The 24,099-nt window shown below is 37.0% G+C and carries 17 protein-coding genes; 8 read left to right on the forward strand and 9 right to left on the reverse strand.

Features of this window, described 5'->3' with window-relative positions:
* Window positions 1-52 precede the first annotated feature (52 nt).
* The gene (locus PWU04_RS02010) at window positions 53-2,206 is read left to right on the forward strand and encodes a S46 family peptidase (RefSeq protein ID WP_274474131.1); all 2,154 of its coding nucleotides are present in this window, start codon (window positions 53-55) and stop codon (window positions 2,204-2,206) included.
* A gap of 194 nt (window positions 2,207-2,400) precedes the next feature.
* Here PWU04_RS02010 and PWU04_RS02015 read toward each other — a convergent pair whose 3' ends face one another.
* Window positions 2,401-4,155: an APC family permease gene (locus PWU04_RS02015; protein ID WP_274474132.1), complete on the reverse strand. Its 1,755-nt coding sequence runs from the start codon at window positions 4,153-4,155 to the stop codon at window positions 2,401-2,403.
* A 303-nt stretch (window positions 4,156-4,458) separates the two neighbouring features.
* On the opposite strand from PWU04_RS02015, the gene PWU04_RS02020 reads away from it, so the two are divergent.
* The 5 genes from PWU04_RS02020 (at window position 4,459) to tsf (ending at window position 8,130) form a co-directional block, all read left to right on the forward strand.
* On the forward strand, window positions 4,459-5,214 hold the full coding sequence (locus PWU04_RS02020; RefSeq protein ID WP_274474133.1) for a slipin family protein: 756 nt from the start codon (window positions 4,459-4,461) through the stop codon (window positions 5,212-5,214).
* A gap of 192 nt (window positions 5,215-5,406) precedes the next feature.
* Entirely contained in the window at window positions 5,407-5,862 is a 456-nt protein-coding gene (rplM, locus tag PWU04_RS02025) for a 50S ribosomal protein L13 (protein ID WP_274474134.1), read from the forward strand.
* The gene (rpsI, locus tag PWU04_RS02030; RefSeq protein WP_274474135.1) at window positions 5,862-6,248 is read left to right on the forward strand and encodes a 30S ribosomal protein S9; all 387 of its coding nucleotides are present in this window, start codon (window positions 5,862-5,864) and stop codon (window positions 6,246-6,248) included. The genes rplM and rpsI overlap by 1 nt, the downstream gene beginning before the upstream one ends.
* Before the next feature lie 181 nt (window positions 6,249-6,429).
* Window positions 6,430-7,191 (forward strand): 30S ribosomal protein S2, encoded by a 762-nt coding sequence (rpsB, locus tag PWU04_RS02035; protein WP_274474136.1) that lies wholly within the window; start codon window positions 6,430-6,432, stop codon window positions 7,189-7,191.
* A gap of 114 nt (window positions 7,192-7,305) precedes the next feature.
* Complete coding sequence (tsf, locus tag PWU04_RS02040) at window positions 7,306-8,130, forward strand: translation elongation factor Ts (RefSeq protein WP_274474137.1); 825 nt, start codon at window positions 7,306-7,308, stop codon at window positions 8,128-8,130.
* Between the two features lie 115 nt (window positions 8,131-8,245).
* Here the strand turns inward: tsf and gldD are convergent, their stop codons facing one another.
* From gldD to mutY, 4 genes are all read right to left on the reverse strand, one after another.
* Window positions 8,246-8,833 carry a gliding motility lipoprotein GldD gene (gldD, locus tag PWU04_RS02045; RefSeq protein WP_274474138.1) on the reverse strand — a complete coding sequence of 196 codons (588 nt, stop codon included), beginning with the start codon at window positions 8,831-8,833 and terminating at the stop codon, window positions 8,246-8,248.
* A gap of 2 nt (window positions 8,834-8,835) precedes the next feature.
* Window positions 8,836-10,140: a gliding motility-associated protein GldE gene (locus PWU04_RS02050; protein WP_274474139.1), complete on the reverse strand. Its 1,305-nt coding sequence runs from the start codon at window positions 10,138-10,140 to the stop codon at window positions 8,836-8,838.
* 22 nt (window positions 10,141-10,162) lie between these two features.
* The gene (locus tag PWU04_RS02055) at window positions 10,163-10,609 is read right to left on the reverse strand and encodes a single-stranded DNA-binding protein (RefSeq protein WP_274474140.1); all 447 of its coding nucleotides are present in this window, start codon (window positions 10,607-10,609) and stop codon (window positions 10,163-10,165) included.
* A gap of 90 nt (window positions 10,610-10,699) precedes the next feature.
* Entirely contained in the window at window positions 10,700-11,740 is a 1,041-nt protein-coding gene (gene mutY / locus PWU04_RS02060; protein WP_274474141.1) for an A/G-specific adenine glycosylase, read from the reverse strand.
* Between the two features lie 110 nt (window positions 11,741-11,850).
* Here mutY and PWU04_RS02065 point away from each other — a divergent pair, with 110 nt between their 5' ends.
* Together PWU04_RS02065 and PWU04_RS02070 are read left to right on the forward strand one after the other, a co-directional pair.
* A complete protein-coding gene (locus tag PWU04_RS02065) occupies window positions 11,851-12,165 on the forward strand; it encodes an HU family DNA-binding protein (RefSeq protein ID WP_274474263.1) in 315 nt (104 codons plus the stop codon).
* Window positions 12,166-12,463: 298 nt separating this feature from the next.
* Window positions 12,464-14,008, forward strand: a complete 1,545-nt coding sequence (locus PWU04_RS02070) for a ribonuclease E/G (protein ID WP_274474142.1) — start codon at window positions 12,464-12,466, stop codon at window positions 14,006-14,008.
* 221 nt (window positions 14,009-14,229) lie between these two features.
* Here the strand turns inward: PWU04_RS02070 and PWU04_RS02075 are convergent, their stop codons facing one another.
* The 4 genes from PWU04_RS02075 to PWU04_RS02090 all read right to left on the reverse strand — a co-directional run bounded on the left by PWU04_RS02075 (window position 14,230) and on the right by PWU04_RS02090 (window position 24,097).
* Window positions 14,230-16,164, reverse strand: a complete 1,935-nt coding sequence (locus PWU04_RS02075; RefSeq protein WP_274474143.1) for an OmpA family protein — start codon at window positions 16,162-16,164, stop codon at window positions 14,230-14,232.
* A gap of 21 nt (window positions 16,165-16,185) precedes the next feature.
* Window positions 16,186-17,094, reverse strand: coding sequence for a PorP/SprF family type IX secretion system membrane protein (locus tag PWU04_RS02080; RefSeq protein ID WP_274474144.1), 909 nt, complete (start codon window positions 17,092-17,094; stop codon window positions 16,186-16,188).
* Between the two features lie 28 nt (window positions 17,095-17,122).
* On the reverse strand, window positions 17,123-22,612 hold the full coding sequence (locus tag PWU04_RS02085) for a fibronectin type III domain-containing protein (protein WP_274474145.1): 5,490 nt from the start codon (window positions 22,610-22,612) through the stop codon (window positions 17,123-17,125).
* Window positions 22,613-23,137: 525 nt separating this feature from the next.
* On the reverse strand, window positions 23,138-24,097 hold the full coding sequence (locus tag PWU04_RS02090) for an OmpA family protein (RefSeq protein ID WP_274474146.1): 960 nt from the start codon (window positions 24,095-24,097) through the stop codon (window positions 23,138-23,140).
* Window positions 24,098-24,099: the final 2 nt, after the last annotated feature.

Consider the following 24,099-nt stretch of genomic DNA (forward strand, 5'->3'; position numbering starts at 1 on the left):
AACAATGCATTTAAAAAGCCTTTTTTATCTTTACAGCTCTAAAAAACTCACTATGAAACTCATAAAAGTACTTATCTTTTTTATTGCCTTTCAGATTAATGCTCAGCAAGGAGGAATGTGGATTCCCTCGTTGCTTGAAGGTATGAACGAACAGGAAATCTCTGCTCTAGGGGGAAAACTTACAGCAGAAGACATATATGATGTAAATAATTCTAGCCTTAAGGACGCCATTGTTCACTTCAACGGAGGTTGTACTGCTGAAATTATCTCTCCTAAAGGATTACTATTAACCAATCACCACTGTGGTTTTGGTCAAATTCAATCGCATTCTTCATTAGAACATGACTATCTTAAAAATGGATTTTGGGCAATGTCCTTAGAGGAAGAACTTCCCAACGAAGATCTTTATGTAGAATTTATTGTTCGCATTGAGGATGTTACCGATAAAGTTTTAGATGGGATTACAGATGCTATGACTCCTCAGGAACAGCAATCGAAAATAGACAGTAACAGTAGCGCTGTACAAAAAACCACAGATAAAGAGGAATGGCAAGACACTAAAATAAAAGCTTTTTACAAAGGGAACCAATACTTTATGTTCGTTACAGAACGTTACGAGGACATCCGCTTGGTAGGAGCACCACCTAGCAGCATTGGCAAATTTGGTAGCGATACCGACAACTGGGTTTGGCCTCGCCATACAGGAGATTTCTCTATGTTCCGTATATATGCAGACAAAAACAACCGCCCTGCAAAATACTCAAATGATAATATCCCTTATATTCCAAAACACTACCTACCAGTATCGATTGATGGGGTCGAGCAAGACGACTTCACATTGGTATTCGGATTTCCAGGACGTACCAATGAGTACCTTCCTGCTGAAGCAATGGAGCAGATAGTAGAAAAAGTAAACCCAACCAATATTGCCATTAGGGAAGCCGCCTTAAAGGTTATCGATGTCAACATGAAGGCCGATGACCAAATCCGAATCCAATACGCTTCTAAACAAGCCAGAATTGCCAATGCCTGGAAAAAATGGATTGGTGAAAACCAAGGAATCGAAAAGAGTAACGCCATTGCACAAAGGCGTGCTTTTGAGCAAGAGTTCATCAAGGAAATGAACGCTAAGGGACTTGGTACAAAATACGGACAACTATTACCTGAATTTGAAAAACAGTATGCTGCTTTTGAAGCCACAAATGTTAAACGTAACAACTTTGTGGAAGTATTTATAAGAACCAATGAACTGATGCAGATGATGTTCAGGTTGTCTCAAATGGAAATGGCAGCTGCAAAAAGCGATGAGGCTTTCGAAAATGCTCGACAAGCCAATGTCAGCAGCATTAAATCAACTTTAAAAGACTTTAACACTAATGTTGACAAAGGTGTATTCGAAGCTGTTATGCCATTATATACCAATAATGTTGACGCCTCTATTTACGATAAAACTGCCTTTACTGATCTTGATACAGCATTGGAAGTATTAACCGGTAGCAAGGAGGATGTTTTAGAAAAACTAAATGCTGATGCAGCTTATATTTACGCTAAGCCTTTCATCACAGAGTTTTATACGCAAATCAACCCAGAATATATGCGAATGAATGCGGACATTAACGACCTGCAAAAACGCTATATGAAAGCCCAAATGGAAGTACTGCCTAACAAGCGCTACTATCCAGATGCTAACAGCACATTACGTGTTACCTATGGTAAGGTTAAAGGTTACGAACCAAGGGACGCTGTAGTTTACGAACCTTCAACTTACTTGGAAGGCGTTATGGAAAAATATGTGCCTGGTGATTATGAATTTGATGTCCCTCAAAAGCTTCAAGATCTTTACAACACTAAAGATTATGGTATTTACGCCGATACAAATGGAAAATTGCCAGTTTGCTTTATTGGAACAAACCATACTACAGGAGGAAATTCAGGCAGCCCGACATTAGACGCTTATGGAAACCTTATTGGGTTGAATTTTGACCGTGTTTGGGAAGGTACTATGAGCGACATTAATTACGACCCTGAAATCTGTCGTAATATTATGGTTGACATTCGTTATGTTCTTTTTATTGTGGATAAATATGCCGGAGCAACACATTTAATCAAAGAGATGAACTTAGTACACCCTAAACAGGAAGCTAATTCAAAAGAAAAAAAGAAGAAAAAGAAAAAACGTAAAAAGGAAAAGATTAAAATGAATTAATCTACTACTAAAGCCAAACAAAAGGCTATTTACAAAGGGGAGTTATCGTCAATCTGAATCAAGTTTAGGTTGACGATAACATTTTTTTCACCCTTTCCAGATAGCCTTTTATATTTATAACACCTTATTAGAAACAAATAAACCGCAAACTTCAGATAAGAAACCATCATTATCTTTTTTATTTTTTCAAAAAATCAAATGATTAATCTTACCCCACCAAGGTCTTCAATATGGTATGGAAAATGATCACCAGGAGAACCAATAAACATAAAGTTTATGGGGATGTTCCACTCACGTGAGAGTTCTTCTATTAAATCTGGTCCAAACTCTCCTTCTAATTGTATGAATTCTATCTTGATTTCAGGATACTCCCTATCCAAGACATCAATATCCCTAGTCATATCCTTAGGAAGCTCCCTCCCTTTCCCTAAAACAGTAACAATTTTAAGCTTCCTGGTGTGTTCGTTATTCTTTATATAAAGCATGACTTTATTGAGGGTAGCTACATCGTCATCTTTGGTAAAAAACACAAATTCCTGATCGTTAATCTTGTCTATACTTTTAAGGATTGACCTATGCGCCTTAGACACAAAACGTTCTATAGGCCTGAATAGGTACCAGATAATATTGAGCAAAAGTTTCAGCAAGAAAATACGGTTTAGCATAACCCCCACAATCAACATCGTAGGAATAAAGTACTCAAAAAACACTACCATATATTCAGGATTCATCACAGCATTTCCAATAATGGCCCCAACTACCATTGTAATAGCAACAAAAAGGGTGAGCCAATTGGAACGCTCAGGTCTCGGCAAATGCTTCCGTTTTAATTTTAGCAAAACATTACCAACACCAAAAAGTACCATAACCGATAAAAATGCAATTGTATAAACTCCTGCCAAAGCACCCAGTTCTGCGTTAGTTATCAGCAGAATTGAAGTACACAACAAAAAGAATACAACAGCAATAAAATAATTACTTCCTTTCTTGTTTCGCTTCAACAGAAAAGCAGGCAATATCCTATCCAAAGCCATACGCTCTGACAACCCAGAAACACCTATAAAAGAGGTAAGTACCGCACCGCTCAACACTAAAGCTGCATCTATCGAAATTAGAATTGACAACCAATGTCCACCGGTCAAACCTCCCATATAGGAAAGTAAAGCCTCTTGATGTGTTTCAACATGGGCCATAGGAATAATAGATAGTGCCAAAAAGGCCATCAGCGGATTGAACACACTCACCACGATCCACATATTGCGAAGGGTTTTCCTAAAAACTCCTTTCTGCTGCTCCTCAACAAAATTAGCAGAACTTTCAAAGCCAGAAATCCCAAGCATAGCTGCACTAAACCCAAAAAACAATACCGTGGACACACTTCCTTTTTGAGGCAAAGCATAGTTTTCTTGCAAAACTTCAAAGCCATTACTAATTAAATACCATCCGCAAAATAGCGAAAGCAAAATCAAGGATGATAAATGAAATATAAAAATAACTGTAGCAACCTTTGAGGACTCACCAATACCCATAATTGTAACCCCCATAAATAACAACAACAATAATATAGTTGCCATTATAACAGGCCAATCTACCCATAACTCATGGACATAGTTCATAGCTTCAGAAGCGGAAATTACCGCTGTTGCCATATACGACAATATGGTAAGTGTAGCTGCTAGTGAAGCAACCGACTTGTTCGTTGTATTTAGCAAAGCATTATATGCTCCTCCATTTAAAGGCAAAGCTCCCACAACCTCACCATATATTTTTCTGTACAGAAAAAGAACACCGGCAACAATCAATAATGAAACCCAAGCATATTGACCCGCATAAACTATGGTAAGCGCTGAAACATAGAGACAAGAAGAACTAATATCATTACCACAAATAGCAGTTGCAGGAAATTCAGAAAGCTTTTTGGGTGTCGGTTTTACAGCATGTTTAGGCATGATGGTCGGCTTGTATATCTAAGATAACAAAAACACTTAAATATCAATCAATAGATAATTATCGCTTTCCTAAATCATTATATTACGTTACTTCAAAATGTTTATTTATTCTTGCTCCCTAAAAGCAGTACCATCCCAGCACTAATATGCTTTAAAAGGTAAATTCACGAAAAGTATTAAAACAACAGTTTTACCTAACCCACTGCTAGCAGGCAAGAATAACAGAACATTCGAAATCAATGGTTGTAAATTGAAAACTAACTACTTATTCACTATCTTTAAGTAAAGTATTACTAAGACAAAATGTTTTTCAATTACCCTTTTATAGTATTACTATTGTTTCTGTTCTTCCTTTCTGGAATTAGAATTGTATTTGAGTACAAGCGCGCCTTAAAATTCCGTTTTGGAAGTTATGTAAAAGTGCTTAAGCCCGGTTTCCGTTGGATTATACCAGTCATAGAGACAGCTCAGTTTGTAGATATGCGAGTGATAACCATAAACATTCCTACACAAGAAATTATGACTCAGGATAATGTTCCATGTAAAATAAATGGTGTATTGTTCTTTCGTATTGTCAATGCCGAACAATCCATTTTAGAAGTTGAAGACTATCACTTTGCCATCTCCCAATTATCTCAAGCATCCCTTCGCGATGTATGTGGTCGAGTTGAGCTCGACACCATTTTGAGTAAACGAGAGGAAATTGGTCAGAACATCCGAGAGATTGTAGACAACGAAACAAAGGATTGGGGCATTACTATATTGGATGTAAAGATTAAGGATATAGAATTACCCGAGAACATGAAACGTTCTATGGCCAATCAAGCCGAAGCCGAACGCTCACGTCGTGCCCGTATTATTTTAGCCGATGCCGAGAAGCAAGCTGCCCAAGCTTTAGTAGATGCCGGCAAGCTAATAGACGAATCACCTTCTTCCATAAAGCTAAGACTTTATCAAACCTTATCTGATATTGCAGCAGAAAAAAACTCAACCATTGTATTTCCTTTCCCTGAAGAAGTTCTCTTCAAAAAAAGCAAAAAGAAAAAGCCGAAAAAATAATTGGAGCTACTTTTATTAAGTAGTATCTTTAACAGCCTTAAAAACCAAATAGATAAGAACAGGACACCTCCAAATTAAGTTCTGCAAAACACGCTTATTAAATATTCCAACCTACTATTTGGTAATCAAATATATAATCGTAAATTTGCGCTCTCTTTTTGGGAGAGGAATGTTTAATTTAAATTAATAAGTGTGGATACATTAAGCTACAAAACCATTTCGGCAAACAAAGCCACTGTAAACAAAGAGTGGGTTTTAGTAGACGCCGAAGGACAGACTTTAGGTCGTTTAGCTTCTAAGGTTGCAAAACTTTTAAGAGGTAAACATAAGCCTAACTTCACACCACACGTTGATTGTGGAGATAACGTAATTGTTATCAACGCAGAGAAAATCAACTTAACAGGAAACAAGTGGAACGACAGAACTTACGTTCGTCACACTGGTTACCCTGGTGGTCAAAGAAGTTTAACTGCTACTGAGCTGTTTGCAAAAGACCCAGCCAGATTGGTAGAGAAATCAGTAAAAGGTATGTTGCCTAAAAACAAATTAGGTGCAGATCTATTCCGTAATCTAACAGTTGCTGTTGGGACTGAGCACAAACATGAAGCTCAAAAACCTAAAGCAATTAACCTAAACGAATTTAACTAATGGAAGTAATTCACAAGATTGGTCGTAGAAAAACGGCTGTTGCTCGTGTTTATGTTGCTCAAGGTAGTGGTAACATCACAGTAAACAAAAAAGAATTAAATACTTACTTCCCAACTGCTACGTTACAGTACAAAGTGAACCAACCGTTGGCCATGACCAACAATGAGGAGAACTTCGACATTACTGTAAACGTTTACGGGGGTGGTATTACAGGTCAAGCAGAAGCAGTACGTTTGGCAATCTCTCGCGCTATGTGCGAATTAGATGCTGAAAACAGAAGCATCCTTAAACCTGAAGGATTGTTAACAAGAGACCCAAGAATGGTAGAGCGTAAGAAATTCGGTCAGAAGAAAGCTCGTAAGAAATTCCAGTTCTCTAAGCGTTAATATCTATTTGGTGGTTTGGATTCCTTTTCAGGAAATATTCAAATCACATTATCAAAATTTAACCAGTTTTTGTTGTCCATGACCATTTGAGTCAGGATTAGTTTAGCATCTAAATGATGAAGGCCTTAAATACAAGCCACTTTATCATTGCTATCTCAACAGAACGTAAACTATTTACAAAATGGCAAAAGTAGAAGTAAAAGAATTACTTGAAGCAGGTGTACACTTCGGACACCTTACTCGTAAGTGGGACCCAAACATGGCTCCTTACGTATATATGGAGCGTAACGGTATCCATATCATAAATCTTTACAAGACTGCAGCGAAAATAGAAGAAGCTAGCGCAGCATTAAGCAAAATCGCTGCTTCTGGACGTAAAATATTATTTGTTGCAACCAAAAAGCAGGCTAAAGATATCGTAGCTGAAAAAGCAGGTGCTATCAACATGCCTTATATCACAGAAAGATGGCCAGGTGGAATGTTGACCAACTTCGTAACTATTCGTAAAGCTGTTAAGAAAATGGCTTCTATTGATAGAATGAAGAAAGACGGTACATTCAACACACTATCTAAAAAAGAACGTTTACAAGTAGATCGTTTAAGAGCTAAGTTAGAGAAAAACTTAGGTTCTATCAGCGACATGACTCGTTTACCTGGAGCTCTTTTTGTTGTAGATATTAAGCGTGAGCACATTGCGATTAAAGAAGCACAAAAATTAAACATCCCAATTTTTGCAATGGTTGATACCAACTCTGACCCACGTCAAGTTGACTATGTAATCCCTGCAAACGACGACGCATCTAAGTCTATCGACAAAGTTTTGTCACACATTACTGGCGCTATCGCTGGTGGTCTTTCTGAGCGTAAAGCAGAGAAAGATGCTGCTAAAGCAGACAAAAAAGCTGTTGCCGATAAAAAAGTTGCATCTCAAGAAGAAGAATAAACTTTATATAACATTTATATAACTCTAAAAAGTCGTTTAGTTTATTTCTTTATCCCCTGTCTACCGGCAGCATAAAAGAATAAAATTGAACGACTTTTTTTAAAATAAAACACCATGACAAAAATATCTGCCGCTGAGGTTAATAAATTAAGACAAGCTACTGGTGCTGGAATGATGGACTGTAAGAAGGCATTAGTAGAGGCTGAAGGAAACTTCGATTCAGCAATCGAAATCCTTCGTAAAAAAGGACAAAAAGTAGCTGCTAACCGTGCAGACCGTGAATCTACTGAAGGTGCTGCTATCGCTAAAGTAAATGCTGATAACACTGTTGGTGTATCTATTGTATTAGGTTGTGAAACTGACTTCGTAGGTAAAAACGAAAGCTTCGTAAACCTTGCTAACCAACTTGCAGATTTGGCTTTAACTGTATCTTCTAAAGATGAGTTATTAGCTGCAGATTTCCAAGGAATGACTGTTGCTGATAAATTAGTTGAGCAAACTGGTGTAATCGGTGAAAAACTAGACATCAATGCTTTCTCTAAAGTTGAAGCTCCTTTCGTAGGGTCTTATATCCACGCAGGAAACAAAATTGCTACTTTGGTAGGGCTTTCTGCATCTGCTGAAGGTGCTGATGTTGTAGCTAAAGATGTTGCTATGCAAGCTGCTGCAATGAACCCAATCGCTCTTAACGAAGAAGGTGTAGACGCTTCTATCATCGAGAAAGAAATCGAAATCGCTAAAGATCAATTACGTGCAGAAGGTAAGCCAGAAGCTATGTTAGACAACATCGCTAAAGGTAAAATCCAACGCTTCTTTAAAGACAACACTTTGGTAAACCAAGCATTTATTAAAGACAGCAAAGTAAGCGTTGCTGAATATGTAAAGTCTTTGGGTAACGACGTAACTATTACTGCATTCTCACGAGTAGCTTTAGGTTAATAATACCAATTACATATATAAAAAACTCCCCAATAATGTTGGGGAGTTTTTTTATGCAATTGCTTTTTTTGAAAAGATCAAAGTTTTTAATTTCTGACGGATCTTTGGTTTCGTTTTATTTCCACTCTACCGTTTCCATTATCTTCCTAATATCTTTCATTAAATAATTAGCAGCCGGCAGTATTGAGTCATAATTGGGCTTTGCATAGAAGTAGAGAGATCCTGTTAAGAAATGATTTAAGCTATCGGTTACATAGAATTGTGACTGCGAAGCGGCATCACCTCCTACTTCATAAAACATTCCATATACCTTACGCTCCTTATTTATATAAACCTGCTCTGCTATCTCATCTGCCTTGATGGTATGCTTTTGTGTAAAGTTTTGAGCGTCTCTAAGATAATTTATCAATAGTTCTTTATCCTGATTTACTTTTCGATAGGTAAGGTAAATGGTTCCCTTTAATTCTGGGTAAACAACATCGACACCGTAGCTTAGAGTAGCTCCGGGCACGAGTTTAGACTTGACGTCTTTAGCCTGTTTATTCCTCTCAAAAGAAAATGGTAAATCAGTATTGGTATGTTCGTACTCTGCATTAGGATATTCCAGTCTTAAATAGGCTTTTGGTTTAGGCAGAGGATCTTCTCCACAACCCGAAAATAATACTGCAATAATCGATAAAACAGCTATTGATAGTTTCTTCATTGTTAATTTACTGTCACTTTTATGCGCTTTATACGCTTTTTATCTAACGCTTCTATAGTAAAAACGTAGTTTTTAAAATTTATTTTACTGTTACGTTTTGGGAATCCCCCAGAAATTTCTAGAACAAACCCAGCCAAAGTTTCGGCTTCACCTTTATTCTCTTCAAAAACCGAATCATTTTCAATCTTCATGATCTTGTAAAGATCCTTTAGAGCTGTTTTACCCTCAAACACATAATTGTTTTCATCCAATTTTGAATACACCAAATCCTCATCATCAAACTCATCACTAATGTCTCCAACAATTTCTTCTATAATATCTTCCAAAGAAATTAAACCAGAAGTACCTCCGTATTCATCAACGACAACAGCTAAATGCACTTTTTTTTCCTGAAATTCAGTCATTAAATCATCCAGTTTTTTATTTTCAGGCACAAAGAATGGTTCCCTTAAAAGCTGGATCCAATCAAATTGACTCCTATCAATGTAAGGCAAAAGATCTTTTACATATAGAATTCCCTTAATCTGATCTATATTATCTTCATAAACTGGAATTCGCGAATATCCATTATTTATAATCTCGGGAATTATATCACTATATTTCTGGTTAGCATTCAATGCAAAGATATCGATACGTGGGCGCATAACCTGTTTGGTGTCTGTATTACCAAACGAAACAATTCCTTTAAGTATTTTTTGCTCTTCTTTGGTTGTATCGTGTTCACTCGTAAGTTCTAGAGCATGGGAAAGCTGGTCTACACTCAAATTAGACTTCTGCTTGCCGAGTTTTTTATGAATTGATAAAGTTATATTGCGCATGGGCATGCTCAAGGGTGTAAGCATGAAATCCAATATTTGTAAAGGATATGCCATAAACGAAGCAAACTTCACCTTATTTCTGCTCGCATAGATCTTTGGTAGGATTTCACCAAAAAGTAATATCAAAAAAGTGATTAGTACCACTTCAATAACAAAACGGACAATGCTTGAGGTGATTCCTGAAAACATAAACTCTCCCAAATAGGAGAATAGAATAACAATCGCTATGTTGATGAAATTGTTGGATATCAATATAGTTGCCAAGAGCTTTTTGGGTTTATCCAATAATCGCTCAATAATAGGCATAAAGCGAGACTTTTTTTCTAGCCCTCCATCTATATCAGTACGGTTAAGAGAAAACATAGCTACTTCTGCTCCAGAAATAAGAGCAGAGCAGACTAGAAGCACAAACAATAGGGCAAAGCCAAAAAGAGCTGAGTAATCTATTGTTAAAAGAAAGGTGTTAAAACTGGGGGGTTCAGGGTCCAATTATTTGAAAGTTAGTTAAACATTAAAACGGAAGGTCGTCGTGATCTTCAACTCCAGCATCTTTTGCCGCCTGCTCAGGGTTTGGCACTGGATTTTGAACTGGAGCATTCGACATTCCTCCTTGAGTTTCATTTTTAGTAGTTAAAAATGTAAAATCCGTACATTGAATTTCTGTAGAATAACGATCATGACCTTGATCATCTTGCCATTTTCGGGTCTTTATCCTGCCTTCAATATAAATACGGTCGCCTTTACTAAGATACTTTTCACATATCTCTGCGGCTTTATTGCGTACAACTATATTATGCCATTCAGTGTTAGTTACACGCTCATTGGTTTGTTTATTTACATAAGTTTCGTTGGTAGCCAACGGAAAACGTCCAACACAACCACCACCATCAAAATAGTGTAGTTTTACATCGTCTCCCAAATGCCCAATTAGCATAACTTTATTTAAGGTTCCTGACATAGTATGGTATATGTTTATGGTTTAACAAAGTTAAAGATTTGCCATTCATATCCTTAAAAATAACATTTTTTTATAACTGTAATGTTTAATCTAGAAATTAAAGGACTCGATAAAGTTCTCTATTAAAACAGGAACAGCATACTCTCCTATTTCATCAAATTTAATCGCAGTTTTTGGCAGCGATTTGGTTTGTACTATCCAAAACTTGGTATGTAAATGCTGATGTGACAATTTATGAACAATATCTGTTGAATTGAAAAGGCTATAATCGTATACATTATTTTTCAAGAATTTATGTCTTCCCAATTCCTTATGAAAACCACTTGGAGTAATGCTTCTATCGGTTTCGATTAAAGGGAATTGATACAGGTTTTGCCAAATACCCTTTCCCTCCCTTTTTTCAAGAACGGTTTTACCATCATCGGAAATCAACACAAGAAAATTGAAATACTTCTTTGCAATCTTGTTTGATTTTAATTTGACAGGAAGAATATCTATAGAACTATTTTTATAGGCTATGCAACCATTTATTAAAGGACATTTATCACAATCAGGATTTTTTGGAGTACACTGCACAGCACCAAACTCCATTATCGCTTGATTGAAATCACCTGGATGAGATATATCTAATTGTTCCTGAGCAGTTGCTTTGAAAACCTTAAATCCTTTCGACGTGTTTATAGGTTCATAAATTCCAAAATATCTTGACAGAACACGATATACATTACCATCTACTACTGCAGTTGCTTCATTATAACAAATAGATGCTATTGCACTAGCGGTATAGTCACCTACACCTTTTAATTTTAATAGTTCATTATACGATTTTGGGAATATTCCTTCAAGTTCGTAGTTCACATACTTAGCAGTGGCATGAAGATTACGAGCTCTTGAATAATACCCCAAACCTTGCCATAGTTTTAGGACTTCTTCTTCTGTAGCTATAGCCAACTGATTCACAGTAGGAAACCGCTTAACGAAAGCTTCATAATAAGGTAATCCTTGCTTAATTTGGGTTTGTTGCAAAATAATTTCAGATAACCATATCTTGTAAGGATCGTTTGTTTTGCGCCATGGCAAATCACGCTTAACACCTCTGTACCAACCTATTAAAACCTCTGATAATTTCATCCATTAAATACTATTAGGGCAAAAATAAACGTTTATACTCTTAAATTTTAATGATTTAGGTTTGAAATATTGAATTAATAATTCCTATATTTGCATCCCTTTATAATCGAATATATAACTTAAAAAATATACAAATGACTAAGGCTGATTTAGTAGCGAAGATTTCTGAAAAATTAGGAATGGAAAAAGGTGACGTTCAGGCGACTGTTGAGACTTTCATGGAAGAGGTAAAAATATCTCTAGAGAGTGGTGACAATGTATACCTAAGAGGTTTTGGTAGCTTTATTATTAAAACTAGAGCTGAAAAAACTGGAAGAAATATTTCGAAAAACACTACAATCAAGATTCCTGCTCACAACATTCCGGCGTTTAAACCTGCCAAAGTTTTTGTTGAAGGAGTAAAGACAAACGTTGAAGTAAAATAAAACAAGTATTAATTTTTAAACAAAGGAACTTATGCCAAGTGGTAAAAAACGCAAAAGACACAAGGTAGCAACGCATAAGCGTAAGAAAAGAAGACGCGCAAACCGTCACAAAAAGAAAAAATAAATCGAAAAAGTAGTTTTATACTACTTTTTTGGTTTTATAACGTTCTTTGAAAAGGGTATCACTCGTTACAATCTAACTGCCAAAAGTAATAGTGAACCCATTGGATTTAAACAAATCCTGTGAAAATATTGTTCAATCCATCTGTACCTTACCGTATGGATAAAAATTAACACAATGGAGAAAGAATTGATCATTCGATCTGGTTCAGAACATGTTGATTTTGCCTTATTAAAAGATGGAAAACTAGTTGAATTACACAAGGATGAGGGTGGTAACAATTTTTCTGTTGGCGATGTATTTATCGCTAAAATAAGAAAAGCTGTTCCAGGTTTAAACGCTGCATTTGTAAACGTAGGCTACGAAAAAGATGCCTTTTTACATTATCACGATTTAGGACCAAACCTTCCATCACTTATAAAGTTCACTAAACGTGTAAGCACAGGTAAACTAAAAGATTTTTCTTTAAAGAATTTCCCATTTGAAAAAGATATTGATAAAAACGGACGTATAGTCGACGTTTTAAAATCAAATCAGTCTATTTTGGTACAAATTGTTAAGGAACCTATATCTACTAAAGGCCCTAGAATAAGCTCAGAGCTGTCTATTGCAGGTAGATATATAGTTTTGGTCCCTTTTTCAGACCGTATTTCCATATCTCAAAAGATAGAGGATAAAGAAGAAAAAGACCGTTTAAAACGCTTGGTAAAGAGTATAACTCCACCAGGTTTCGGAATTATTGTACGCACTGTAGCACAAGGCAAAAAAGTAGCCGAACTAGATAAAGATTTACAAAATTTGCTTAGTCGTTGGACGGCAATGTGTAAAAAGCTACACAAAGCACATCATCCTAGTAAGGTGTTGGGAGAGTTAAATAAAGCGTCTTCTATTTTGAGAGACATTTTTAATGACACTTTTACCAGTATACATGTGGACGATGAAACGCTTTACATTCAAATTAAGGATTATCTGCAAGAAATAGCACCTAAAAAAGAGTCTATCGTTAAGTTACATCAATCTAACGTTCCAATTTTTGAAAAGTTTGGCGTTGAACGCCAGATAAAAACTTCATTTGGAAAAACCGTTTCCATGGCCAAAGGGGCCTACTTGGTAATTGAGCATACAGAAGCTCTTCATGTTGTTGACGTGAACAGTGGAAATCGCTCAAATAAAGCCAAAACACAAGAAGAAACGGCTTTAGAAGTTAACTTAATCGCAGCCACAGAAATAGCCCGTCAACTTAGACTTCGCGACATGGGGGGAATTATTGTTGTGGACTTTATTGATATGACCAATCCTGATAACAGGAAAACGCTTTACAATCATCTTCGCGATGAAATGAAAGATGACAGAGCAAAACACAAAATTTTACCTCCAAGTAAATTTGGACTGGTGCAAATAACAAGACAACGGGTACGACCTGAAATGAGTATTAAAACACGTGAAGAAAACCCAAACGCCAATGGCAGTGGCGAGGTTGAAGCACCAATAGTACTGATACAGAAAATCACTCACGATCTTGAGCAGTTATTTCAAAAAGACTATAAAAAGGTGACACTAAACACCCACCCTTTTATAGCGGCCTTTTTAACCAAAGGCTTTCCATCTATACGTTCAAAATGGTTTTTTGAACATAAAAAATGGGTGAAAATATTACCGAGAGATGCTTACACGTATCTTGAATACCACTTTTTTGATAAAGAGGGTAATCAAATTAAATAGAAAAAAAGCCTTGTAATTAGTTTTACAAGGCTTTTTTTGTTTAAAATCTAGAACTACATCCCTAAAAACAGAAAGTACAACAAACCCACTTATTTTAATTTTATGTATTAGTTAAATAAGATATGGACAACCCGTCTATTTATGTCCTTAACCTGAAAATATTCAAATAAAAAAAGCCCAACACTTTCGTGCTAGGCTTTTTATTTTAAAGAATACCTTTATTATTGGTTATCTTCTTGGTTTTCTTCTGTCGCTTTTGGGCTTCCTGTTACAATAAGAAACTCAGAACGACGGTTAAGTTGGTGTTGCTCTTCAGTACATTGTGTACAATCAACGGCAGGTTCAGTTTCACCTTTACCTTCTCCGCTAATTCTAGAAGCATCAATTCCCTTAGACACTACATACTGAACAGAAGTTTTTGCTCTTCTGTCAGACAATGCCATGTTGTAAGAATCTGGACCGCGTCTGTCTGTATGAGAGTAAACTTGAATAACCATTTCTGGATATTTGTTCATTGCCTCTACTAACTTATCCAATTCGAATGCTGCTTGAGAAGTAATGTTCGACTTGTCAAATTCGAAGTAAATTGGATTAAGTTTGATATCAACAGGAGTAATGATCTTTTCAATTGGATCTAACTCAACATCCACATTGTTTTCAGGATCACTTGTACCTTCAATTACCTTACTTGCACTTTCGTACTCAGCCATAGTTACTTCTACACTTGTTTCGTCATCACACTCAACAATAAACTCGGCAGTACCGTCAGCTTCAGCTATCTTAGACATTAATTTACTTCCTTGATCATCGAATAAAGTAATAGTTGCACCAGGTAATGGCTGACCAGTTTTATGGTCTACTGCTCTAATTACAGTTACAACATCACATAAAGGTTGAATTTGTTTTACAGCGTAAACATCATCACTTCCTTTTCCTCCAGAACGGTTTGACGATACAAAACCTTCGCCTGTTTCTTCATTAATGGTATAAGCAAAGTCGTCTGCAGAAGAATTTAATGGAATACCGACATTTCTAGCGTTAGCCATAGTACCATCAATCTCTTTAGTATAAAACACGTCCATACCTCCAAGACCTAACCAACTATCAGATGAGAAGTATAACGTACCATTATCACTAACAAATGGGAAACCTTCATTTCCTTCAGTGTTAACTTTAGGGCCTAAGTTTTCCGGACGTCCAAAAGAACCATCTGCGTTAATCTCTACTTTATAAATATCAAATTTACCTATTCCACCTGGTTGATTGGAAGAGTAGTAAAGCCATTTCCCGTCAGGGCTAACAGCAGGATCTTTTATAGAGTAATTTTGGCTATTAAATGGCAATTGCTCTATAGTATCCCAATCGTCTCCCATTTTATTAGCTTTGAACAATTGAACTACACTGTACTTAGTGTTAGTTTCTTCGTCTTTTTCGTATTCTTTACTGAAGAAACTCTCGCTTGAATAATACATAGTGTTTCCGTCTGGAGAGAATGCTACTGTTCCCTCATGAAACTTTGTATTAACTTTTTTGCTTACCATTACTTCCTCTCCAAAAGTTCCATCTTCTGCCTTATCAAAAGAATAAATGTCTAGGAAAGGTTGTTCGTTCCATCCGTAGGTTCTTCTTGCACTGTTTCTAGCAGAAGCGATGTACAATTTACCATCTTTAAACGCACCTCCAAAATCAGATGCTGGAGTGTTAATGTCTAAATTCTGTACATTAAACTTCTTTCCTTTTTCTAATATTTTTGGTAAGTAATCAGGATTAGCCATAAACGCCATAGCTCTTTCATCGCTAGGACGAGCTGCAGCAAACTTACGCATCCATTCATTGGACTGTTCATACTTACCGTTAGCCTTCAACATTTGAGAGTACTCAAACATCATTGAAGGGTCTGTTGACGTTTCCAAAGCTTTGGCATACCATTTTTCAGCATCAACCGTGTTGAAGATATTATAATTAGCTTCGGCCAAGCGAGCATAAACATACTCATCGCCTTTACCTTGCTCTACTAATTGTTCGTAGTCTTCAATGGCCTCAACAAATTCAAATCTTGAAAAATGCTTGTCAGCTTTCTTTGTGTCATTATTCTGCGCAGATAGGCTTAGAGTTCCCATAAGCGCAATACCTAGTAATACTTTTATCTGTTTCATATATGTGGTTAGCTTAGCAGATTAGAAATAACGTGGTGAACGTGAAACTCTTTTTGAGAAGTTTAAATCATATGTTATGAATACTTCGTGTGATGCCGGTGCAGCAATGTTTAATTCCGATTGGATATTATCATATGCATAACCTACACGTAAGCTATCATTAATTAAGAAGTTTACCATACCTACAAATGAGTCGTCTAAACGATACCCTGCTCCAATTTCAACAAGGTCGTACATAAATAAGTTTGCATTTACATCGAAACTCACAGGAGAATCAAAAGCCCACTTAATCATACCATGTGGTTTTAACTTAAAGTTGTCTGATAAAGTGAATACGTATCCGGCAGCGCCAAAGAAATGCTGTGTTTCAGATCCGATATTATATCCATCGGCATCTAAATGTGTAGCATTCAATATGTTTGGCATTGAAAGAGATACATAAAATTTATTAGGCTTATAAAAATAAGCTCCAGCTCCTACATTAGGTGTCACTTCGTTAATATCATTGGCTAAAAAAGGATCGTTGTCATCAATAGCAGCTAATCCCTCCAAACCAATATCATGGAAAGTAGCTCCAGCTTTAAGTCCTAATGCCAATCTTAAGTCGTTACCTAACGGTAATGTATATGAGAAATCAGCGTAAGCATTAGTTTCTCTAACTGGACCTATTTGGTCTGAAATAACAGATAGTCCCAAACCTACTCTTTCTCCTACGGGGCTGCTTACAGCAGCAGTGAAGGTTTCTGGGGCTCCATCTATCCCAACCCATTGGCTACGGTAAAGTAGCCCAATGGATAAGTCCTCTGAAGACCCGGCATAAGCAGGGTTTATCACATTCATATTGTACATGTACTGTGTATACTGAGGATCTTGCTGAGCATATAGCTGAGATGCCAACAGTAATGCGAAAATCAAATAAATTCGTTTCATTCTTTTTCTATATCAGGTTTTTGTTAGTTTAATTTTCTCTTTCGATATATACCCAAGCGGTAGTTGTCTCGTTGTCCTGGTCAACCATTACGTAGAAATAAGTACCTACAGGTAATTCATCTCCACCATCAGACTGTCCATACCATTCGTCTGTATAACCACCTTCTTTAGAGTATACAAGTGTACCGTTTCTGTTATAAATTTTCAGACTTTGTACATTGAATCCTCTTAGGTCGAACCTTTCGTTATAAGCATCCCCATTAGGCGTAATAACCTGAGGAATAACACAATTGGTAATTTCAACAACTTCTTGAGGTCCTACTTGACCGGTACAACCGGTATTTGTAAAGGTAGCTACCACTTCGTAGTCTCCTGTTTCGGACACTGACAAAGATAAACTATTTTCGTTAGGAATTGCAACTCCTTCAAAATACCAATCAATATTTACTGCTCCACTGGTTACATCGGCTTCAGTAAAGTTTACAGGTATAATAACTAGGTCTGTAGAGTCAGATCCTCCAGCACAAAGCTCATAGTCTCCATCTGGATCGAAAGTCATTTCAGGTTGAACACCAGCAGTAACATTGAATGATGTTATTGCATAACATCCTGTTACAGTATCTTCAACTCTAACATAGATAGTTTCTGATCCGTTTGAAGAATCGTAGTCTGTTGGATCTGCTATTGGGTTTGTACCATTATCAGCATCTGTTTGAGATGTATAATACCCAACCGTTAATCCAGTTTGCCCATTAAGGATATCTGCTTCATTTGAAGTTAAATCGAATGAAGTTGTTCCTGAGCTATCACTACAATTTTCCAAATCGGATGGAGTTCCTAAAACTACAGCAGTATTAACAATCAATTCTAATGACGTTGTAGAGAAACATCCAGAATTTGAACCTACAGCGTTGATGTCTTCAACACGGACATAAATAGTCTCTCCAGCAGAAGCGTAAGCAGTAGGATCTGCGATAGCATTAATTCCCTGCTGCGCTTCAGCTAAAACTAGATGGTAAGTAACTGCATAGATTGTTGGATCTGCTTCGTTGGCTAACATTTGTGCTTCAATTGAAGTAAGATCAAAATCAACTATGCCATCTCCATCGTTATCACAAGCTGTAAGTGGATCTGGTTGTACAGGGTTTGCTTGTTGGTAGAAGTTAACCTGAACAGATAAAGTGGCTTCAACAGCACAATCTTCATCATAAGCAATTACTGTATACAATCCAGATTCAGTGGCAATGTATGTATCAGTAGTGTTTGATTCATCAATAAACCCACCTGGATACCAGTCAAAATAATCTCCACGACCATTTGTATCAACAGTTAAAGTATATTCTGTATAACCACAAAGGTCTAATGGTAATGGTTCTTCTGTAACAGGATCTACAGCTACGTTCTCGAAAGAAGCATTCATATCTGCTGTAAGTGTACCAGAATCGGCATCAGGAGCATTTGTTTGCTCAATTTGAATGAATCCATTTCCTCCGTTGAAATTTGTTACCAACAGTAAATAGATTTCTCCTTCTTGTGCATTAGGAATAGTTAAGTTTTCAACAGGAGCTGCAGAATAACTACAGTCTACTATATTACCAAATGGATAGAATCCAGGATTAAATGTATTGTTTGGACATGTAGGACAGTCTACAAATAAATCGTAATCACAATAATCCTCATCTGGGGTAAATGGTCCCCATAATACAAAGTCTACATCCAAACCATTTCCTACCGGATCACCGTTTTCATCAAATTCTGTGTTTTGAGTAATTTGAATTTCAATAGTACCTGATTCAGCAATATCAAGAATGTTATAAGAAGGGTTAGGTATAGATCCTAAACAAGCTACATCTGTAGAATCTGGCAAGCCTGTGATATTCGCAGAAATTAAACCTCCTTCTCCATTACAGAAATACCCTGCAGTTTCACATGTAATATTATCTGGAGCTGGTTTGATACATACGTCAAATGTTGTTGTCTCATCACTTACTCCAGGAGTAAACACCTGTAAATAATAAGTTTCTCCAACAGTTAACAATGGAGTGTAACTAAAATCATCATCAGAACAGTACAATTCGGTTAGGTTTCCACAAGCACCAGAATAAACTGCATGATCAAGGTTAAAAGTACCTCCTTGCATATTCATTAGTGTAATCGTTTCCGACTCACTTAAAGCAACGAATTCAAACCAAACGTCTGCAGAACCAGCTGGTCCACAACTAGGCATCACTGGTGATGGTGTAGCTGCTACCATGGTCGCTGAAGTTATAAGATCACAAGTTGGAGAAGTATTAACATCTACTACTATAGCACCATCACAACCATCATTAGCTGGAGGACATGCCAATAGTTCAAAATTAGGACTGTAAATAGTACAATAATCCTCAGCTTCGTTAGAAACAGAAACTTGAATTTCTGTTAAAAATGGATAAGGTCCCATTTGCACAACACCTGTAGCACTAACCACAATTGGAGTACTAGCTTGGTTGTCTGATACAGTTAACGAAGTTGCATCTCCTAAACTGGTTATATCTACATCAATAAGGAATTGATCTCCATTATCACAATCGTCTACTACAGTATAAGTAGCTTCTGGCAATACACAGTTTAGCACTTGGATATTAACAGTAAAATCTAAAGTTACACCCCAAGACCCATTATAACAAGGGTTTGGTGTTGCTTGTCCAGAATCTGCGGTACCAATACGCATTCTGTGCTCTCCAACAGCTGCTGTTGCTGGCATTAGGAAAGTAGCGTCTAAGGTTGTAGGGTTCTGGTTGGTTGATGTTCCAGAATACACTAACTCTGTAGCACTATCAAATACTAAATCATCATTAAAATCAATCCACACATTAGTTCCATAGGTATAACCTGTAGCAAACGAAATCTGTAAATTGGTATCTAATCCTTGGAATACCAATACTGACGTATCTGTATGGTTTTCGTAAGTCACATCACCAAAACTTGGGAATGGTGTTTGCATTAGAGTTACATTGGTAACACCCTGCCCATCGTTACTTGTTGGTACAGATTCACAATATCCTGTATAAAACGGGAATGGTCCAACCCAAGTACTCAAATCTCCAGAACCACAATCGGCTCTTACATAATATTCGTAAGCTGTATCAGAAGTTAAACCCGTAGCAGTATAAGGGTTAGTTACACCAGCTGCAGTAGGAGTACCTGTAGGAGTCGTCCCCGCAAGTACAACCTCAACATCCCATGATGTAGATGTACCATTTTCTGTCCAAGACAACTCAGTTGAAGTTAAACTCAAGCTTGTTGCAGTTAAAGCAGATGGTTCTGGACATGAAGGAATATCTCTGATCCAAAAATTATCGAAAGACACATCTATATCCTCAGGATCGTTTACAGTCCCTTCAGAACCCCAGTAAGCAAAACTTACGGTCATTCCAGCATATGATGTTAAATCGTAAACATAATGTGTTCCTCCAGCAGGAACTACAGAAGTATTATCCCAAGTATCTAGAGCAGTCCATGTAGTACCTGCATCGGTAGAAATCAAAAACTGAACTTCGTCGTCTGACCCTAAAGTTCCTGCCGTTGTAGATGAACCAAATTGCATTATAGCGAAATCGAACTCAACCTGATAAGGCCCACCTGTTGATAGGTCGAAGCTTGGAGACAATACCCAATCGCTCTTACTAGCAAGATAAAGATTGATTTTATATGCTCCACTGAATCCGTTATTAGCAAAACCATCTGGTCCCCAAGACCCTGCACCTAAACCTGTAGGTCCAGTTGTTGGATCACCATTATCTGCCTCATCCCAACACTGCGGAATGATGGTTGCAAAGTCTTGTAAATATTCAGGAATATAAGCAGCACACTCTGTAGTAAAGGATATTGGCCCTACCCAAGCACTTGTATCACCGGCACCACAATCAGCCTGCACGTAAAATTCATAATCAGTTACAGCAGTCAGTCCGGTAACAGTATACGGATTTGTAACTCCTGTATAAGTTGGTGTACCTGTAGGGGCAGTCCCCGCAGTTACTAATTCAATGTTCCATGAAGTTGCTGTTCCTGCTTCTGTCCAGCTTAAATCTACTGTAGTATCAGTAACGGCACTTGCAATTAGGTTAAATGGCTGAGCACAGGTTGGCATTTCGTCAAAAGAGACGTCATCAAGTAAAACATCATTATAGAACGTAGAACCTGTACCACCGGTAACTGTGAACCTAACTTGTACTGGTCCAGTGATTGTATAAGTAGAAAGATCGATAAAGTAATCTTGCCACTGAGCACCCAATAAATTAGTAATGTTCATTACAGTATTCCAAGCAGCACCATCATAAAGCTCAACATCAATCAAGTTGATTGTTGCATCATTTGTATTATTACTGAATAATGCAAATTGTAGAGAAGGACTAGTTAGTCCAGACACATCTACTAATGGAGAGGTTAAGGTACTGATTTCACCTGTACCGTTATCCGAACCATCCATCCATGCATAATTAGTTCCACCACCAAAGGTGTGATCATCAACATCTATTGCAGCATAACCTGCATTTAAGTTATAATCCCAAGCAGTATCACCACCTTCGGTCCAACAGTTAGGAGTTGCACTCCCCGCAAATGGCTCTGTAAAAGGCGCTGTAAATATATCACACTCTGTAGTAAACATAAAAGGCCCTTGGTAAGAGCTCGTTTCAGTACCACAATCGGCTTGTACATAAAATTCATAATCTGTTGCAGCTGTCAAACCGGTCATACTAGCAGATGTTGCAGTCAACCCATTTTGCTGGGTTCCTGTTCCAAGAGCAAAACCAGCTGGACCATATTCAATATTCCAGGTAGTTTCTGCACCTCCTGCAGTCCAACTCGCATCAGCAGAATTTGGCAATACATTAGAGAATGTAATATCTGTTGGGCCAGGGCAAACCTGGGTAATCCCGTCTAAAATAACATTAGGAATAAAAGCTACAGGAGACCCCCCGTTAGCAGTTGGCGGAGCAGCAGGATCTGGATTGGTTCCATCACTATAATATACAATAGACCTATTTGAAGAAACAGCTGAACAGTGAAAATCATCTGTTGAGCTATCATACGCAGGCATATTTTCCTCAACTGCTATTATAAGGTTATCAGTCCCAGAATAGGCAAATGGAGTATCAAAAGTTAATGCTACCCAGCCAGGTGTTCCAGCAACAACTGTTATACCTCCAGAATACACCTCTGTAAACGACGTTATTGGCTCCCAATCTGTATTACTTGTAAATTCGGTTTTAGTAGACTCTGCCATGTAAATAACCAACTGTTGATTATCTGCTAAGTCAGAAGTCCCACTATAATACCATTGTAAACCTGTTATGGTTCCAGAAGCATTAATCTCTCCAGTGGTATAGATACTCTGGGAGTAAGTATATCCATACCAAGGTTCAATCGGTAAATGTTGTTGCTCATTTGTCCCTGTCCCAATGGTGACCTGCGCACTAAGCTGCCACACCATGGATAGGAATGCTAAACAAAATAGAAAAGTAATTTTTCTCATCATAATATTAAAGTAAGGTTAGTTATAAATATTAATTTAATTAGTGCTCTTTCATAGCTTTAATTATTGTTAACTGATTTTCAAAGCCTTCCTTTAACAGTGTCTTACCTGCATCAAGAAAAGACTCTTTTTTTCTGAATTCCTAAAAATATAAAAAAACTGCATTGTACTTAGATTAACATAACGTTAATAGACAAAAAACAATTTTAATCGCCAAAACGCAATAATACTATTTTTTTAATAAGTTTTTAACCACAATGTTACGATTTTTTATACCATTCTAAACAAATTAATAACACATCGATAACATACCATTAAATACCATATTGAATATCAAAAAGATAACCTAAATCACCAAAAAACTATAAGCTATCTGTTTGGCATATAATGATATTCTCTTTTATTAGAAAAAGAATTTAAGCACAAAAAACACAGTTTTAACCCACATAAAATAAGATGTTTTTACCTACAAAAAAGCCACTTGTTTCATCAAAGTGGCTTTTTATAAATTTTATGTGCAATTCTTAATTAAATGTCATTTAGAATTTTTGATAACTCGTCAAGTTTTGGAGTAAGGATTACTTCTATTCTACGGTTTTTGGCACGACCTTCGGGAGTGTCGTTTGATGCCATTGGAGCAAATTCACCACGACCTGCAGCTGTTAAGTTCTCAGGAATAATATTAGAGTTCTCTCGAAGTATCTCTACAATGGCTGTCGCACGTTTGGCAGATAAATCCCAATTACCCTTTAACTGACCTGCACCATTATAAGGCACATTATCTGTATGTCCTTCTATCAGAACATTAATATCTGGATTAACAGCTAAAACACTTGCTAATTGACTTACTGCTTTTTTCCCTTCGCTCCCAACAGCCCAACTTCCTGAACTGAATAGTAATTTGTTCTCCATAGATACATATACCTTTCCGTCACGTTGCTCTACCGTTAACCCTTTTCCTTCAAAATCGGTTAGCGCATTAGATATAGCGTTTTTCAGTTCAGTCATTGCAGCATCTTTCGATGCTATTATAGTTTCCAATTCTTGCACACGGTTAGAACGCTCCTCTAACTCTGACCTCAACTTATCCAAACGTGTTTGTTCGGCAGCAAGTGCTTGTTCTTTAGCTTCCAATTGAGCCAAAAGCTCCCTGTTTCGTTGTGAGTTTTTAGCAATCGCAGCAGAACTGTTTTTCTCTAAGGCATCATAAGATGCTTTTAGGTTGTCGTAATTATTCTTTGTAGCATTATAATCAGCTTGGAGCCTATCTCTGTCTTCAGTGGCTTTATTGTACTTGTTTTGCAATTCCGCTAAAGCATCTTCATTCTGCTTGATAGTATGTTGCATTTCTTCCCTTTCAACAGCAAGTGTTCTATTTTCTTCTTTTAAATCGTTATAGCGTCCTTCAAGGTCTTTGTAGACTTTAGGAGAAACACAAGAACTTGTAGCAGCAAGCATAAGCGTTATAATAGAAATCTTTTTAATCATAA

The organism is Mangrovimonas aestuarii, assembly GCF_028767185.1.
GTDB classification, from domain to species: Bacteria; Bacteroidota; Bacteroidia; order Flavobacteriales; family Flavobacteriaceae; genus Mangrovimonas_B; species Mangrovimonas_B aestuarii.